The organism is Paenibacillus sp. ACRRX, assembly GCF_022346885.1.
GTDB lineage: Bacteria > Bacillota > Bacilli > Paenibacillales > Paenibacillaceae > Paenibacillus_B.
In genome coordinates, this window is sequence record NZ_JAKRNK010000001.1 from 1,153,659 (window position 1) to 1,171,040 (window position 17,382).

Below are 17,382 nucleotides of genomic sequence, written 5' to 3' on the forward strand. Positions count from 1 at the left end.
GCATTTGATGTTATAATTTCATTGACTAGAGGGAATGAATTGGAGGTGTGAAATGGAGCTTCTTCAACTGCAATATTTTCTGGCAGTAGCTCGTTTGGAACATGTGACTGAAGCTGCACGAAATCTGCATGTAACTCAATCGTCACTAAGTAAAACGATTCAACGCCTGGAGGAGGATTTAGGCGTCCCTTTATTTGATCGAAGCGGGAGAAAGCTACGCTTGAATGAGTTCGGAAGCAGCTTCCTTCGGCGTGCAGAAAGGGCTTTGTTTGAATTGGAACAGGGGAAACAGGAGCTTCATGATTTATCCAAGCGGGAACATAGTACACTTGAGCTAGCGGTGACGACCGCAAGCACCTTACCCGGCATTCTTCGTGAGTTTCGGAACAAGCGTCCCGATATTCAATTTCATGTGCAAATGCTTACCACGCAGGAAATGATTACGCTCCTTCAAAGAGGAGAGGTTGATTATTGCTTGTCCTCACCACCTATTGAAGGGGATGAGATCGAATGTCAAATCGTATTTATCGACCCTATCCTTGTAGCCGTGCCAAAAGGGCATTGGCTGTCAGATCGAAGCAGCGTAACCTTGACAGAATTAAGGGATGAATGGTTTGTTGGTGTAAAGAGAGGCTACGGTACTCGCGATTTAATAGACTCTGTATGCAAATCGGTTGGATTTGTACCTAAATATGTGTATGAGGGGGATGAACCTGCAAGGCTTAGCAGTATTGTGGAAGCCGGAGTTGGCATAGCTTTCATACCCAGCACGGCAAGAAATGCTCGTGAACAGATCAAATATCTTCAAGTAGAAAATCACGAATTGGTGCGGGAGATAGCTTTGTTGTGGCACAGGGATTGTTACATTTCGCGGGCTGCTCTGGAATTCCGCGAGGTCGTTGTAGAATATTTTGAAGTGATATCTAAACAGACAATGTAATCTGCACAACTAGTACTGCTACTATTGACGGACCCAAACAGGCGTAACCAGTATTAGATCGGTATAAGAACAAATCCTTCAGCAATACTGAAGGATTTTTCGGCGTTTTGTGCGTAAAGAGTATACCTAACACAATTAATAAATAATATTAATTGTGCCATCAGTTCAAAATTTGATTAATGAAGAAATCGATAAGGCGTAGTCGCTTATACCGTTTTATCTTCTACTTGCGCGGGTTGATAAATATCCTCTGCAATAGCTAGAAATGCCCGTACAGCTGGAGACGCACTCTGCAGCGAGGGACACGCCAATTCGATGCTGCGCCATTTTAATTGAGTCAGATGACGCGTTGTAATCCCGGATTGGCTTGTCAGAAACAGCTCAGGCCCGATCGTAATACCGAGTCCTTCTTGCACCATATTGGCTATTGTATTACAGTCCATTACCTCAAAACGAATACAAGGCTTATAACCAGCCTCTAGAAATATGTCATTAACATGTGTACGGTAGACACCCTTTGGCATAATCATCGGTTCACTTTCCAACTGTTGAACATCAACCACGGATACCTGATGGAATCTATGATCAGCCCCGAAAGCAACAACCATCCGATCTCTTACTAAAGGAATTGTATGGAATTTTGTATTTTCATTCGGTTGGAGGACAAAGCCTATATCCACAACACCCGTATCCAACCATTCCTCGATCTCTTCATACGTTCCTTCATAAAATACAAATTCAATATTGGGATATTTACGATGGAAAGCAGAAATGAGCCTTGGCAGCAAAGAAGAGGAAGCACTAGTAAAGCTGCCGACTCGAATTGAGCCTGCTTCAAGATTAGAGACGAGTGCAAGTTCCTGCTTCATCTTATAGACACTGTTAACGATATCCTGCATATGGACAAGTGTCTTCTGTCCAACCTCTGTAAGCAGCAATCCTCGCCTGCGATCACGAAGCAGCAAAGTTACACCCCATTCTGCTTCCAATCCAGCTACCGCATGGCTAACTGCGGATTGTGTCAGGTTTAACGTTTCTGCTGCCTTGGTAAAGCTTCCTAGCTCCACTACTTTAGTAAATATTTCAAATCTGGCAAGTGTCATGAGCAATACCTCATCATTATTATGAAATACATTAATTTGATTCATGCTAACACGCGGCATATACTTATGCAAGTCAGTAAGTAAGTTGCTTGTAAGGAACATGAGGCGCAGGAGGAGATCTAATGAAAGCAATCGTTCATTTTGGCAGCACGGAACTGGAGGGACTTAGCTACAAGGATATAGATATGGTACAACCTGGATCTGGGGACGTGTTAGTAAAGTTGAAGGCATCAGGATTAAATCATCGAGATTTATTCCTGATGAAAGCACGGACGGAGCAGGACGCGCCACTTATTCTTGGGTCGGACGGGGCAGGTACAATCGTCGAAGTAGGAGAAGGGGGAGATAAAGACAGCATTGGCAAAGACGTGATTCTAAATCCAACACTGAACTGGCCTATTACAGATGAAGTTCCAGAACTTCCTGTCATATTGGGAAGCCCTTCGGAAGGAACTTTTGCCGAGTATGTGGTTGTTGCCGCACAACAAGCAGTGGAGAAGCCTGCTTATCTTACTTGGGATGAAGCGGGTGTGCTTCCATTAGCGGCCTTGACAGCGTATCGTGCTTTATTTACACGCGGTGAGCTCAAGGCAGGGCAGCATGTACTTATTCCAGGCATCGGCAGTGGCGTTGCTACATATGCTCTGTTGATGGCTAAAGCAGCAGGCGCACATGTAACGGTAACGTCACGCAGTGAATATAAGCGTGAGATGGCGCTAAAACATGGAGCTGATCTGGCATTGGACAGTCAAGAGGATTGGAGCAAAGCACTCCGCGGGGAAAAAGTAGACTTGGTCATTGATAGTATAGGTCCAGCTACATTTTCGAAATACTTTGACGTTGTGAAGTCGAATGGGCGCATTGTAACGTTCGGGGCAAGCTCAGGGGATGTTATCCAATTCCCGATACGCGCGCTGTTTTTTCCACAAATAAGTATAATCGGAACATCAATGGGAAGTAGTGAGGAATTTGCAGCTATGCTCCGTTATATGAAAGAGCATGCGATTAGACCTGTGATTGATCGGATGTATCCATTAGAAGAGACGGTTCTAGCGTTTCAGCGAATGAAAAACGGAGAACAGTTTGGTAACATTGGCTTAATAATGGGTCAGAACTAGTGGATAACAGGATACGGATGTTGGTTGGGTTTCAAAAAAATAATGCTCTTGTTCGTTCATTCTCCTATAATGTTGGTTATACACATCTGCGATAATCGATGAAGGGAGCGCCAACACTATAATGAAGATCATGATCGTAGACGATGAGAAGTTGGCTTTGCGAAGCATGAGTCACCATTTAAAGGAATTCACCGATGTTGAAATTGTTGGCATGTTCAACGACCCAAGGGAAGCACTTAAGCTGGCGGGCAACGAGCATATAGATTTGGTATTTCTAGATATTGAAATGCCTGAAATAAATGGGATGGTACTTGCAGAAAGGCTAATGGAACAGCAGTCGCACATCCGTATCGTATTTGTAACCGCTTATAGCGAATATGCCATTCAGGCATTTGAGCTAAACGCGATGGACTATTTGCTGAAACCCGTGCAGCGCAGCCGAATAGCGGTAACGCTGCAGCGGTCCAACGACCAGCTGGCGAAGGCTGCTGCTAACAAGCCTGGCTCTAATTTCCAGCTTTGCTGCATGCACAGCCTTTATTTACGTGATGATGAAGGGCAGAGCCATTCTTTTCAGTGGCGGACACTAAAGGCACAAGAGTTGTTTGCTTATTTGCTTCATAATCGCGGCCAGACGGTTCGAAAAGAGTCAATACTGGAATGGATGTGGTCGGATTGTGAACCTGATAAAGCATCCAACTTGTTACATACGACGATCTACCAGATCCGTAGAGTGTTAAAGCTCAAAGGGGTGGACGTGCATATCAAATATGCAGACAGCGGATATCGATTAGAGACAAATGCAGTTTTGTTTGATGTAGAGACGTGGGAGCAGGAACTGAACGCGACATTGCCCGTCTCACCTCATAACTTGGACCACCAGCATCAACTTTTAGCCCAGTATCGCGGCGATTATTTGGGGGAGTACGATTATATATGGGCGGAAAGCGAACGTGAACGGCTGAGGACGTTATGGCTTATCCGCGCGCAACAGGTTGCTTTATGTCACAGAGAGCAACTACAGCATGTCGAGGCTTTGCAAGTGTATTTGCTGATGTTGGAGAAATATCCGTACAATGAAGAAATTTGGTTTGAAGCGATGAAGCTGCAAGCTGAACTAGGCAATACGTATGAAGTCAAAAAAATATTTGATAAACTGACTTCCAATTTGATGCATGAACTAGGCTTGAAACCAAGCCCGAATATTCAGGACTGGTATGGATCGTTTGTAACTAGGATGTAATATGGAGTCGACAAGCTGGCTGCTCTAGTATAGAGCAGTCTTTTTGCAATGCTCACAAGTGGGTGCCAGCAACGATGAAAAAGAGGTTTCAGAAAATGTTCAGTCTCTTTCCATATAATGATAGATATATAGAGTGGCAGGAGTGAGCAACAAATGAAACTTACAGGACGAATCCTCGTTAGTTTGTTATCCATAGGTATGTCAGCCGTGTTACATATGTATTTATTTAGTTTTGGACAGACATCGATATGGATGTTGATGGTTACGGGAGTATGGATCACAAGCTCATGGTATCTAGGGAAATATATTGACAAATTACGTTTTGAAATACAAATTGACTCGTTAACTAACGTTTTTAATCGAAAAGCAGCGATCGGTCTGTATCGAAGTCTTACAAAGCGGAAACCAGCAGGCACTCATATGGTTGCAATATATTTTATTGACGTTGATCGTTTTAAGTTAATCAACGATAACTATGGACACAGCGTCGGCGATGCTGTGCTTCGTTTTGTTGCAGCATGTTTGCAGCGGATCGACCGTCCAGGAAAAGCAGTTGTACGTTGGGGCGGCGATGAATTTGTTGTGATGGTTCCATGTAAGCAATCGCAGGAGATTGCTATTATTTATGAGGAGATTCAATCAAGCATTAAGTCGGTAACACGAGGCCTTCAGGCACCGATTCCGCTAACGATAACCGTAGGGATGTCTGTTTATCCCTGCCAAGGAAAGAAGCTCGAAGATTTGGTGCAGATTTCAGATAAACAGTTGATATGGAATAAACGGCAGAAGCAGGGTGATTTGAAGGATGTCTCTACTACCTACAAAAGCACTGCCAAGATGAGAAGAGCTTGATGTTAGCCCTGGCAGCTGATACGCCAGAGAATACGTTATTTTAAAAGGAGTGTACTTGCAGGTGAAGCAGCTATCTATCGTTATACCGGCTTATTTTGAGGAAGAGGTTATCGAGCAATGTTATGTTCAACTGAAAGCGGTAGCGGAACAAACGAGCTATGGTTATGAACTTATTTTTATTAATGATGGCAGTAAGGATCGTACGATGGAAATATTATTGCAGATCGCGAAGCAGGATAATACCGTTAAAATCATTGACTTTGCGAGGAACTTTGGCCATCAGGCGGCAGTAAGCGCTGGGATAAACAGAGCCTGTGGCGACGCTATCGTGATTATTGATGCCGATCTGCAAGACCCACCTGAAGTTATCCATCAGATGTTGTCCAAATGGGAAGAAGGGTATGACATTGTTTACGGAAAGAGGAAAAGACGGGAAGGTGAAACATGGTTTAAGCTGCTCACGGCCAAGTACTTCTATAAATTCCTCCATTACATGTCTGATGTGGATATTCCAAGGGATACTGGTGACTTCCGATTGATTGATCGTAAAGTAGCTTATGTGTTTAATCGTATGTCTGAGAAAAATAGATTTATTCGCGGTATGATCAGTTGGGTCGGGTTCAAGCAATCCTATGTGGAGTATGATCGTCATGAAAGATTTGCGGGTGTAACCAAATATCCGTTCAAGAAGATGATTAAATTTGCTTCCGATGGAATCGTATCATTCTCTTCCAAGCCGTTAAGATACATTATGAAAATGGGTTTTTTTGCTGTTTTGCTAGCTTTTGTAGTGTTGGTGTACTCTGTATGCGCCAAGATTCTTGGTTTTCCTACAGAAGCAGGCTGGACTTCCATTATGGTTGCCATTACGTTATTTAGCGGCGTTCAACTGCTCTCGCTTGGTATTATTGGAGAGTATATCGCACGGATATACGATGAGAGTAAAGACAGGCCGTTGTACATTGTACAGGAAGAAGTTAACTTTGTCTCTGGTCAACCACATTACGAAGAGGAATATCCTCTGCCTACCGCCCCTGCTCCGATTAAAGTGGCAAACAGATAGCGGCTTAGGCATATAGCATTATCCGATTACAGGAAAAGGCCTGTCCTGCTTATAGGAGGATAGGCTTTGCTGTATTCAAGTGGTCAAGGTGGTAGAGAGGTTTATAGATTTACATTCAATAGTGCCATGAAGCACAAGATTCTTATAGCAGTTGATTCATATTTGCAGTAATTTTATTTTCCATGTGAGAAGTTAAAAAAGAAAAGTTTACCAATGGTTAGATCGCCCTTATAATAGAAGTGAAAGCGTATGTCTTTTAATTCTCTTCGAATCAGCCTTCAGTTGTCTCTCGTGTCTACCTTTCCCGTCATAATGTCCGTGTGCCTCTTCTTCTAGATATTCTATCAGTTGTGTAATTTATCAAATGATCAATGCCAAGTTCAGCTAAAAGGTGGTGCTTTATGGCAAGAGTGGTTTACTTCAGTGTAGATTTACATGGTCATGTTAATGTTTCGCTTGGACTGATTCATAAACTGATTCAGAGAGGGGAGGAAGTCATTTATTATTCAAGTGACTTGTTCCGCCCACGCATTGAAGCGGTAGGAGCAGAGTTTCGCAGTTATGAGCAATTAATAAGCTTTGGCTTACACGGCGGGGACCGCTTGGATACCTTCTTTATTTTTGCAAATTACATCTTGGAACGGAGTCAGGCAATCATTGATAAGCTAGGGGATGATATTAGACGCCTTAATCCGGACTATATTATTCATGATGTATTCTGCTATTGGGGCAAGGAACTTGGCAGACAGCTTGGTGTTCCGTGCTGCTCAATTACCGCCCCATTTCCTTATATCGATGAAATGTCAGAAGTAGACCCCTATCTCTTTATGAAGTCGATCTTGCGGTCAGAGGAAGATTCCTTCTTGTTAAAATCTAAAGATCCGGTTGGCGCGTTCCGCAATTATTTACATAAAAGCGCCAAGTTGTTAGCTCATAAATATGATTTGCCACAACCGCTAAATCTAATCAACGATGTGTTTTGCAGCCGTGAGGACCTAAACATTTTGTTTACCTCTCGTGATTTTCAGCTGTATTCAGAAGCGTTTGATCATCGCTATTTTTTTGCAGGATATAGTATCTATCCACGCCAAGAAGAAGTTGAATTCGAATTGGACTGGCTGGATGGTAGACCGCTCATCTATGTTGCATTCGGTACAATGCTAGAACGTCTTCAGGTATTGTATCGGAACTGTATGGAAGCTTTTGCCGATATGAAATGTCAGGTCGTCATGGCTGTGGGCAAGGGTGTTCGAATCGAGGAGCTGGGGGTCATTCCCGATCATTTCAGGGTAATGAGCTATGTGCCTCAATTAGCTATACTTGAGCAAGCGGATATTTTTGTGAACCACGCGGGCACCAACAGTGTATATGAAAGTATCTGTTATCATGTGCCACAAGTTGTCATCCCACAAGCCTTCGATGAATTTATGGGCGGAATGATGGTGGAGAGTGCGGAAGTGGGATTATATCTGAAGACACAAGAGCCAAGTGCGGCTGAAATACGCACAGCTGTGCAGACAGTACTCGCTAACTCGTCCTACAAGGAGAACTGCATACGGGTGCAGCATTCATTTGAATCGACGGGCGGCTTGGAACGTGCAGTGGATCACATCCTTCAATATGTGGACAACAAAAGGTCGCCAGTCAACTACTATTGAAGTCCTTAATAGGGTAAACGCCAAAAACAACTGGATTGATAAATCCAGTTGTTTTTTATGCTTATTCCCCGTAAATGGCTTTGCGAATCGTTTCATCTTCATTTATATTGCCATTAGGGTTGTTCTTAATCGCTTGCAACAAAGTGCTGCCAACTGCTTCCCATTTCTTCAGCATGTCGGCTGTGCTCAGTTTGCCGTCCTTCGCTTTTTCATACAAGCTACTACCTGCATCATTAATTACCCACAGATTTCTTTTCTGACGAGTGATCTTCGGTTCCTTGCTATTGTCAGGCTTCATCGCGTAGAAAGCTTGGATGTTATAATTCATGCCATCTTGTGGTTTAATGTAAGTCTGACGGGTGACTAGCTGTCGGCTGGAGCGAGACTTCAACTTGGCCCAATCCTCACTATGAATGAATCGAATAAAATTCCATGCGTCATCTGGATTTTGTGCTTGATTGTTAATGCCTAAGATTGTATTTACCTCCATCCAGCTGTTTACCTCGGGGGCTTCAACATGATGAGGTATCGTCACGACATCCCAGTCAGGCATTTTAAAGTTCTTAAGATTGCCCGCGTATTTGCTAACCTCAAGCAGCTCAGCAGTGTAATCATAGTAATTCACAATCATTGCCACTTTGCCGGACAGAAATGGATCACGATCAATAGGGTTATAAGGTCGATCAGCTTCACCGCGATCTGTTTGTACAGGAAATATATGTTCTTTCTCTAGTTTTAAGAAAGAATCAAATACTTTTTCCCATTGAGGGGAGTTCACCATCATTTTCTCAGCTTTGTCGTCATACAATCGCAATTGCAATGGCTTTGCATAATTAAATATGTGGTAATAGTTGTCGGACCAGTAATTGCTAAAGTTAAACCCAAATTTCCGGTCCGCTCCTTCTCCTTTTGTAACACGACGGGCCAAATCAAACGCTTCATCCCAAGTCATGTTGTCTTTTGGCAATTCAACGCCTGCTTCTTTAAAGAGAGTTTTATTATAAAATATCGCACTTGTATAAAAAGTGGGGGCCAATCCGTATAGATTGCCGTTCCCCATAGCTTTGAGATGTTCCATAATGGAAGGTACAAAGTCGCTAGTATCCAAACTATCCTTCTTCATAAAGGAATCCAACAGCTTTAATTGACCTTCTTCTGTGTAGACTTGGAAGGCATCCTTGTCCATCAAAACAATATCAACCGGATTACTGCCTGTCATCAGTTTTTTCATTTCTTCTACGGCATCAGGTCTTTCTTTCTCATCTTCCTCAATCATATAATTGTATTTACTATAGTCAACTGCCGGTATGATCTCAATGGTCATATTGGGATTCATGTACTCGTATATATCAGTGTATTGCTGACGTATGTTTTGTTCGTTTCCCCCGCCTGACATCACACCAATTCGCAACACACGTTTACTCTCTTGATTGGGAGTCCCTCCTCCACAAGCGGACAACATGGGAATAACCAGCAAAAAGGCGAGGGTTGATAAGAACAGCTTTTTTGTCTCCATAATGATTAAAACGCTCCATTCTGCATTTTTTACCTTGAATATGGTTCATATGTAATACGCATCCAAGAGAGTAAATCTTACACCTGAGAAAATGTAAAACAAGTAGGCTGATGGTAAGTAGTAAAAAAGGCGTACCCAAATCACCCCACAACTTATTCCAAGATATACCCAGTAAGGGTTGAAATAATCTTTCAATAATGAAATGTTCCAGTACTTATATGTCATTCAAATCAATGGCTCTCCTCTAACTGGAAAGATATGATATGCGTATAAAAGCAGCGTCAGGCTGTGCTGCGTACAAAGGAGAAAAATTGATGAGGCTATTTGAAATTTTGTTAGTGTTGTCCAGCTTGTCCTTATTGTTATGCGTATGCCTACCGAGACTGATACCGCAGCGATTCGTTGTTATGATTAGTGGTGCTAGCACTGTGGTGCTGGCAATGCATTTATTTATGGAGGGGTACAGATGGCAGCTTTATGCTGTGTACGTCATTGTTGTTCTGCTGCTCCTGCTTCAGCTAGCGAAGTATGTATTTAAAATAAAAAGGATTAATATTTGGAGTCCTGTGAAGTGGGTTGTATGTGGGCTGCTAATAATCTTGATTGGTTTAAGTACTGTAGTATCTGCATATTTGCCTGTCTTCCAACTCCCGCGTCCCGATGGTCCATATGCAGTAGGTACGCAAACGTTTCATTTTACAGATTCGAATCGGGAGGAAATATTTACTGAAAGGAAAGATGACAAACGAGAACTTATCGTTCAATTTTGGTATCCAGCGGCAGAGGTTGAACAGCAGAAGACGGAGTATTTGCTGGCGTCTTCCAAAAATATGTCTAAACAGGTGGCAAGAGCATATGCCGAGCAGATGGGACTGCCGGGGTTTGTATTGGAGTACTGGAAGTATGTACGCACCAACTCATATGAAAATGCAAAGGTGCAGCCAACCAACACCCCGTATCCCGTCATTCTCATTAGTCATGGTATGGGGACGGGGCGGATGCTGCACACTTCGCAAGCGGAACACCTTGCCAGCCAGGGATATATTGTCGTTGCTGCAAATCATACGTACAGCTCGACAGCAACTGAGTTAAAGGACGGGACGATTGCCGGATCCAAAACGAATTTTACAGTAGACCAATTCTATGCGCCTAACAATCTTGTAGGGCAAGTGTGGACAAAGGATGTTGAATTTATTATCCGCCAACTCGGACAGCTGAACGGAGGTCAAATTAAAAGTACCTTGAATGGGAAATTAGATTTAAACAAAATTGGGGTAATGGGTCATTCCTTTGGAGGTGCGACTGCATTTAACGCCTTCTATAACAATCCGAATATCAAGGCCGGAATTAATATGGATGGCTCACTTTATAACGTAGACAACAAAACCAAATTTACGAAGCCGTTTATGTTTATGGAATCCGGAGAGTATTTAACGAAAAAACATGAAATGGAGACGAAAAAATTGACGGATGCTGAGTTGGCGGACATACAGCTGACAAGACCGCAATACGAAAATATGGTTCGAAGTGTAAAAAAAGAATACGGTATTGTCGACAAAGTTGCGCAGCATGGGGGGACCATGGTTGTAGTGGATGGCGCAGGACATTATAATTTCACAGACCTCCAATTGTATTCATCGTTTACTACGTTTATGGGAATGACTGGAGATATTAAAGGTGAACGAGGGGCAGACATCGTTAACAAATATGTGCTGGATTTCTTTAATAAACAACTAAAAGGAGTCGGAGGCGAGTTGATCAAGGGGCCCAACCCCCAATTTCCTGAAGTGGAGTTTCCATTAGACTAAGGTTCTTTGCTTGACTTGATGGCAAGAGTCAGATAGCCCTCTCTCGCTCATTAATAACACAGCAGCACAAGTTTCTATTAAACAGCTAACTGGCGTCGAACGTCTGACGTCAGTTTTGCTGCGTGTAGGCGATAATCCTATTGCTCGTTAGACTGATTAACATCGATCCTAAATGTAATACTTTATAGTAGCCGTTCAGTCGTGCAGCACGGCTGTTGATAAGGATTGAGGCGAGAAAGGATGTCTAGCGTATGGATTACGAATGTATTATTATTGGTGGCGGTATTGCTGGGATGCAGGCGGCAATACAACTAGGCAGGTATGAGCATAAAGTGCTGGTCATCGATGCTGGCGTGGGCAGATCAACGATTTGTGGCTCCTATCGCAATGTATTAGGATGGCCTGACGGCATATCGGGAACCAAGCTGCGTCAAATAGGGCGAGAGCAGGCACAGTCACTAGGTGTGTCGTGGGTGACGGATGAAGCCATAGACGTTTGCAGTGAGGACGGGCACTTTGTTGTCCATACGAAGGAGCAGGGAACATATAAAACCGTTACACTTCTACTTGCAACTGGGGTAATGGATCGTTTTCCTGAACTGCCGAATTTAAGATCTTGTCTGGGCTCCACCGTGTATGTATGTCCCGATTGTGACGGTTATGAGGTTAAAGATAAACGCACAATTGTTCTAGGTTCTGGTGATACGGGGGCAAATATGGCGGTGACATTATCGTGTTGGACTGATAAGATGGTATACGTCAATCATGAAAAATTGCCAATATGTTCAGAATTGCATACAAAACTATCCGAGCTACAAATCGAGGTTATCGCAGCGCCGGTTGAGCAGGTATTATGTACGGCGGAAGGCATACTTAGCGGCATTCGTCTTGCAAATGGGTGTGTTATTGCGGGAGAGCGCGGATTTATAGCTTTTGGAGGCAACGAGGTACGATCTACGTTAGCCTCGCGGCTTCGTATAGAACGGCTGGAAAACAAGCATATCGTGGTTGATCCCCGTACCAAAATGACGAATGTCCCACACGTATGGGCAGCGGGGGATGTTTGCGCTCACGCTGAACAGTTAACGATAGCAATGGGAGAAGGAGCACAGGCTGCGATTTGGATTCATAAAACCATTGTGAATGTAAGAAGCGCTAATGAAGATACGAGGCATCATCATTAAGCTGCATCGTATGAGGAGGTAACTTTTATTTTGGAGCGACAATTTTCAAATAAAACGAGTGTCATTCCGTTCACGGCTATCATTCTTTTGTACTTTATTTGGATTACCGCATTTGAACGTGGGGGTCAAGGGTATATGATCTGGAATGTGATCTTGGCCGCCATCCCGTTTTACGCTTCTATATTGCTATATCGCAGTCAAGGCTGGGTGAAGAGAAGTAAGTTTTCTCTATTAGGTAAGGTGTACACCGGTGGATTGGCTGTTATTTGGTTTTTGTTTTATCCTAATGCACCTTATGTTGTGACGGATATGATCCATATTCAAAGTGAGAAATTTATCATAAAGAATCCGGATTACGTTCCTTACATGGGCCAACCACGAATCCTGTTTAATTCAGATATGGCACTTTGGAGCAACTTTTATACCATCGCTATCGGTGTGTTTATAGCGGTAATATTAAGTTTTGTCTCCATGTATGTTCTGCAGCAGTTAATTGCTAAGAGATGGAATCGGCAGCTTAGCTGGCTGTTGGTGGCATTGATGCAGCTGTTAAGTGGATTCGCCATTTATCTTGGAAGATTCATTCGCTGGAATAGCTGGGATCTGATCACAGAACCTAGTAACTTGTGGACTATTCTGACAAGAGACCTGCATATGGAGTCGATCCAGTTTGCTATTCTATCTGGAACCACGCATATGATTATTTATTTGATGCTGTACTTATTAGTTAATAGGTTATCTGTTGGTAGATAGGCAGCAGGAGTATGAATCTATGATCTCCATGATCGTCGAAAGGTACAGCAATAGTACCTCCCTGATCATGGAGATTTTTGTCATGAAGCTGGAGTCTATATAATTAATTATGTGTGTAAGTTGTCAATTGGATCAGATCTGAAATATGTTGTATGACCAGTTGAGGATTTTGCGTATGAAGGTAGTGACCATGATCGGGATCAATATGATGTGTTGTAAAGTTCGAAAGAGATGCCAGATTCAGCTGCAGGTTAGCCCAGCGTTGTTCCATATTACCAAAATTAGGTGGGTAACCGTGGTTGCCTCCCGTGAGCACAGAAATGGGGACATTCCGTAAGGAATCCTGCGCACGTGCAGCCTCCACTTGTTGGTACGAAGTTAACAGGTCATGATAACTCCCTTCGATCGGCACGCCTGTGCCATTAGACAAGTCAGCCTCCATGATGTTGCGACGATCTGTATCCGTAAAGTCGGGAGCTGGGAACAGGGAGGCTTCCATGTTTTCGTAGCTTGAATCTACAAAAACGATACCTGCCACTTCATCAGGATACAAGGCTTGGAATTCTCTAGCATACAACCCAGCTATGGAATGGGAGACTAGCAGATAAGGGCCTTTCACTTGTGCTTTATGTAATAAGGAGTGAAGGCGTTCTGCCGAACCTTTGGCACTGCGATCAAGGCCAGCAGCTTGATCTGACTGCCCAAGGCCGACACGATCGTAAGTAAACGTCTGCGTGAAGGTGGAAATCTGCGGCGCTACTTGACTCCAAATGGTAGAATCATCCCCATTACCACTGTCAAAGACGACAGAAGGCACATCCTCGTGTGTTTCACCCATCAGGTTAACATAAAGACTGTAAGCTCCTAGATTTATTTTCCCATGAAATTCACTGCTAGTAGCTTTGCTGCTCGCTAGAGACGTGTTATACGGGGCTGCCTGCGCAATTGTACCAAGCGCAAGAAATGACCACATCATCGCGAGCGCTGCCAACGATTTTACTGCTTTAATCATGAATGTCATAACCTCCTACATGAATTAGAATGAATGGCTTAGATAATTGTCCATTTCTTTCTGTAAAATAGGACGTTTTAGGAGCTATCTGCCCTTCAAAAGATAACCATTCACTATTTTACTATCTTGCTTTTACATTCCAAAATGCAGTCAAGAAGTCTTATTTGGGGGTATACTGTGTTTGGAGGTGATGAGATGAAAAATACAAAAGAGCATTCACATATAAATAATCGCTCTACACATAAACAAACTCTGGGCCCAAGCTTGTCGAAGCTGGCTGAAGAGCAGTGGCAAGCGATCATTACAAACGATGGAACGTATGACGGGCAGTTTATTTATGCGGTTACGACAACGGGCATTTTTTGCAGACCCGCTTGTAAATCACGGCCTCCTAAAAAAGAAAATGTCTGTATTTTTCAAAATGCAGCACAAGCTGCAGCTTCCGGTTTCCGGCCATGCAAACGATGTAAGCCAACAGGGCAGCGGCTGCCTGACGAGGAGTGGGTGGAACAGATTGCACATTACATTGAGGCCCACTTCAGCGATACATTAACGCTTGCCGTACTGGCAGATATGTGTCATGGCAGCCCTTATCATTTGCAGAGAACATTCAAACGGATAACGGGACTGACCCCGATCGAATATGCACAGCGCACGAGAATAACAACAGCGATCGAATATCTGATTCATACGGACAAATCCATATCGGATATTGCGAGGTTGGTGGGTATTCCGAATATCCCTTATTTTATAACCCTTTTCAAAAAGAGAATAGGACATACACCTGCCGAGTATCGTAAATTGTATGAAATATAACAAATCAAGAAAGTAAGATTTGATCGTGATGCAAGATACGACAATATAAGAGCTATTACAAAGGAGACGTGTGTTTTGCGGAGCAGGAACACGTCTCCTTGCATGTGGACTTGTTTAGAGACTTGGACATGCAAGTCGTATGAATGGGCTTACGGCAATAGTCTACGTTATTCTGAATATGAGTGTGAGAGACACTCAAGAGTCGATTGAATTCATTAATTCAAATTAATCATGTGGTGGGCGTTATTGAGCGCAACATTGTAACTAAAGATTTTCGATGTGGGAATCTGACGTTTCGAGTATGTGATACGAAAATGTGAAAATTCGACAAGTGTATATTTTTAATTAAATGGCTCTGTTTACGTTTATTGTTGATTTTTAATTAAAAAGAAGACCACCCACTGAAAGGCGGTTAATTTAACTATTGTTACCGAGGGAGCTTGTTATAATTGCCTGTGAAGGGCAATGACTGGAGCATCACGCTACGGAACTACAATGACCTGAGACAATTTTCCATTTCCCGATACGACACTGCCAAACACGAGTGTAACAGAACTCACCTTCAAATGGAGTTCCGAATATACCAGTTAAAGTCACTCGTGTAACGGTTACGGCTAACATATCAAAGAGTCTAATTCTTTGGTCCAAAATATCAATTTCAGTAATTTTCAAGTTTCCTGAACGGTGGGCTTCAAGATCAATTTCTTTTGATAAAATTTGTCCGAAATGATTAACGAAGATAAGGTCGTCAGCAATCAGTTCATCTAACACTTCTACATTGCTGGATAGCATTGCTGTCCGAAGACGGTCTTCACAAGCAATGATTATGGTTTCATCCACAAAAACCCCCCATTTGTTTAGAAAGAAAAAGATGTTTGGCGAAGACTGGTGTTTGTCTCATTTACAGTAAAGAGACAAGAGGCGACCAGCATATTTTTCTTATTCGACGTTGTATTCTCGTATTCCTTGCTGTTGATTTATTAGATAAATAATTAAAGTTTTAATAACTGAATGTCAGCCGTTACCTCCTGCATGGTCAAGGATTGTACATGGATGTATCCGTACAAAAGTCAAGTAATGCTGAATATCCATCGTTTTCATAAGCGGCCTTGCCCGGAAGGACTTTGCGACTTCCGGGCTATTCGAAGTGGGACGTTATGCTCAACGCATCAACATCAAATACCCCTTACACTTCAGAGCGTTTCGACCTGCCAGGCATTAGCTGGATAGCTTTTATGTACAGCATTAATATGATAGGGAGTAGATAAGCTACTATCAGGCCAGAGTACTTGCACCAATTCATCCATTGAGTGGACTGCTGCCATGAGGGCTCTATCCATGCAGACAACAAAATAATAAGGACGCCAAAAGTGAGAACAAAAGGCGAATGGTTGTTGCTTTTTACAAGCTGCGCAGCGCATATGCCTGTCGAGTGGACATAAGGTACCCAGGAAGTGGATACAACAAACAAATACAGGGCCAGGAATATGACATCAATTCTTTCTAGAAACCGAAACTCGACGACTTTTAATAAGTTAAGGACAGGCTGGCTATATTGGGTGACTTCATCAGGGCTAAAATAAGCAAAACTGATAAGGGTGACAAACAAATACAATAACATCGTTAATGTATTTCCAATCATAACACCGTACACGGCAGTCTCTTTTTTTTTCAGAAACGGATAAACCAAAAAAATAATTTCATTACCGATGAATGATACGGTTGTGTTGTCAACACCTTTCAGAACTGGAACCCATCCTTCTTTTAGTACTGGGAGCAGATGAATATGCTGCGCTTCTACAAGCGGAAAAAGCATGATTAGTGGCATCCACAACGTAAAGAAAAACACAAATTCATTGTACTGTGCGACGACTAGCATACTCTTTTTAGCGGTTAGGAGTGCAGGAACAATAAAAAGGCACATTATGATCGGGGTTTGTGTCATTGGAAGAAACCATGCTTTTATGTACAACATGGCATCAGCAAAGATACTCCAGGAAGATAGGGCAAAATTACACAGCAGTGCAATGATGACTAGAGCGGCGATGAACTTACCGAATAAACGTGTCAATAATTGTGGAAATGTAACATGTGGATACTGCGCCATTACCCACACGATCACAATTCCCAACACCAAATTGATGATCCATCCGAAAATAATGGAAATCCATCCATCCGTCCCAGCAGTCTCTGCAAGCATTCTAGGGAGTGACAGCACACCTGTTCCAACCTGTGTTCCGTGTATGAGCAAGATGAATTGCCTAAGTGTAATCTCGGATTTTTTCATGAATCGTCACCTTTTGGTCTTGATCGTAT

The 17,382-nt window shown here is 42.8% G+C and carries 15 protein-coding genes; 10 read left to right on the forward strand and 5 right to left on the reverse strand.

The features are described 5' to 3' along the window. Positions 1–52: 52 nt before the first annotated feature. The gene (locus MH117_RS05415) at positions 53–940 is read left to right on the forward strand and encodes a LysR family transcriptional regulator (RefSeq protein ID WP_239327607.1); all 888 of its coding nucleotides are present in this window, start codon (positions 53–55) and stop codon (positions 938–940) included. Between the two features lie 206 nt (positions 941–1,146). Here the strand turns inward: MH117_RS05415 and MH117_RS05420 are convergent, their stop codons facing one another. Further along, positions 1,147–2,043 carry a LysR family transcriptional regulator gene (locus MH117_RS05420; RefSeq protein ID WP_239327762.1) on the reverse strand — a complete coding sequence of 299 codons (897 nt, stop codon included), beginning with the start codon at positions 2,041–2,043 and terminating at the stop codon, positions 1,147–1,149. A gap of 122 nt (positions 2,044–2,165) precedes the next feature. Here MH117_RS05420 and MH117_RS05425 point away from each other — a divergent pair, with 122 nt between their 5' ends. The 5 genes from MH117_RS05425 to MH117_RS05445 all read left to right on the forward strand — a co-directional run bounded on the left by MH117_RS05425 (position 2,166) and on the right by MH117_RS05445 (position 7,977). Then, entirely contained in the window at positions 2,166–3,161 is a 996-nt protein-coding gene (locus MH117_RS05425; protein ID WP_239327608.1) for a quinone oxidoreductase family protein, read from the forward strand. Positions 3,162–3,282: 121 nt separating this feature from the next. After that, the gene (locus tag MH117_RS05430) at positions 3,283–4,404 is read left to right on the forward strand and encodes a response regulator (protein ID WP_239327609.1); all 1,122 of its coding nucleotides are present in this window, start codon (positions 3,283–3,285) and stop codon (positions 4,402–4,404) included. 153 nt (positions 4,405–4,557) lie between these two features. Then, a complete protein-coding gene (locus MH117_RS05435) occupies positions 4,558–5,256 on the forward strand; it encodes a GGDEF domain-containing protein (protein ID WP_239327610.1) in 699 nt (232 codons plus the stop codon). A gap of 61 nt (positions 5,257–5,317) precedes the next feature. Beyond that, complete coding sequence (locus tag MH117_RS05440) at positions 5,318–6,319, forward strand: glycosyltransferase family 2 protein (protein WP_239327611.1); 1,002 nt, start codon at positions 5,318–5,320, stop codon at positions 6,317–6,319. A 401-nt stretch (positions 6,320–6,720) separates the two neighbouring features. Beyond that, complete coding sequence (locus MH117_RS05445; protein ID WP_239327612.1) at positions 6,721–7,977, forward strand: macrolide family glycosyltransferase; 1,257 nt, start codon at positions 6,721–6,723, stop codon at positions 7,975–7,977. Positions 7,978–8,038: 61 nt separating this feature from the next. Here MH117_RS05445 and MH117_RS05450 read toward each other — a convergent pair whose 3' ends face one another. After that, positions 8,039–9,493 (reverse strand): ABC transporter substrate-binding protein, encoded by a 1,455-nt coding sequence (locus tag MH117_RS05450; RefSeq protein WP_239327613.1) that lies wholly within the window; start codon positions 9,491–9,493, stop codon positions 8,039–8,041. Positions 9,494–9,807: 314 nt separating this feature from the next. Here MH117_RS05450 and MH117_RS05455 point away from each other — a divergent pair, with 314 nt between their 5' ends. From MH117_RS05455 to MH117_RS05465, 3 genes are all read left to right on the forward strand, one after another. Beyond that, the gene (locus MH117_RS05455) at positions 9,808–11,301 is read left to right on the forward strand and encodes an alpha/beta hydrolase family protein (RefSeq protein WP_239327614.1); all 1,494 of its coding nucleotides are present in this window, start codon (positions 9,808–9,810) and stop codon (positions 11,299–11,301) included. A 251-nt stretch (positions 11,302–11,552) separates the two neighbouring features. Beyond that, on the forward strand, positions 11,553–12,485 hold the full coding sequence (locus tag MH117_RS05460; protein ID WP_239327615.1) for an NAD(P)/FAD-dependent oxidoreductase: 933 nt from the start codon (positions 11,553–11,555) through the stop codon (positions 12,483–12,485). 30 nt (positions 12,486–12,515) lie between these two features. Further along, a complete protein-coding gene (locus tag MH117_RS05465; protein ID WP_239327616.1) occupies positions 12,516–13,238 on the forward strand; it encodes a DUF1361 domain-containing protein in 723 nt (240 codons plus the stop codon). A 103-nt stretch (positions 13,239–13,341) separates the two neighbouring features. On the opposite strand, the gene MH117_RS05470 is transcribed toward MH117_RS05465, so the two are convergent. After that, positions 13,342–14,250: an alpha/beta fold hydrolase gene (locus tag MH117_RS05470; RefSeq protein ID WP_239327617.1), complete on the reverse strand. Its 909-nt coding sequence runs from the start codon at positions 14,248–14,250 to the stop codon at positions 13,342–13,344. Between the two features lie 195 nt (positions 14,251–14,445). Between MH117_RS05470 and MH117_RS05475 the strand changes: the two genes are divergently transcribed. After that, on the forward strand, positions 14,446–15,066 hold the full coding sequence (locus tag MH117_RS05475; RefSeq protein WP_239327618.1) for a bifunctional transcriptional activator/DNA repair enzyme AdaA: 621 nt from the start codon (positions 14,446–14,448) through the stop codon (positions 15,064–15,066). 477 nt (positions 15,067–15,543) lie between these two features. Here MH117_RS05475 and MH117_RS05480 read toward each other — a convergent pair whose 3' ends face one another. Together MH117_RS05480 and MH117_RS05485 are read right to left on the reverse strand one after the other, a co-directional pair. Beyond that, positions 15,544–15,906 carry a nuclear transport factor 2 family protein gene (locus MH117_RS05480; protein WP_239327619.1) on the reverse strand — a complete coding sequence of 121 codons (363 nt, stop codon included), beginning with the start codon at positions 15,904–15,906 and terminating at the stop codon, positions 15,544–15,546. Positions 15,907–16,252: 346 nt separating this feature from the next. Continuing rightward, positions 16,253–17,353: a GerAB/ArcD/ProY family transporter gene (locus MH117_RS05485; RefSeq protein ID WP_239327620.1), complete on the reverse strand. Its 1,101-nt coding sequence runs from the start codon at positions 17,351–17,353 to the stop codon at positions 16,253–16,255. Positions 17,354–17,382 lie beyond the last annotated feature (29 nt).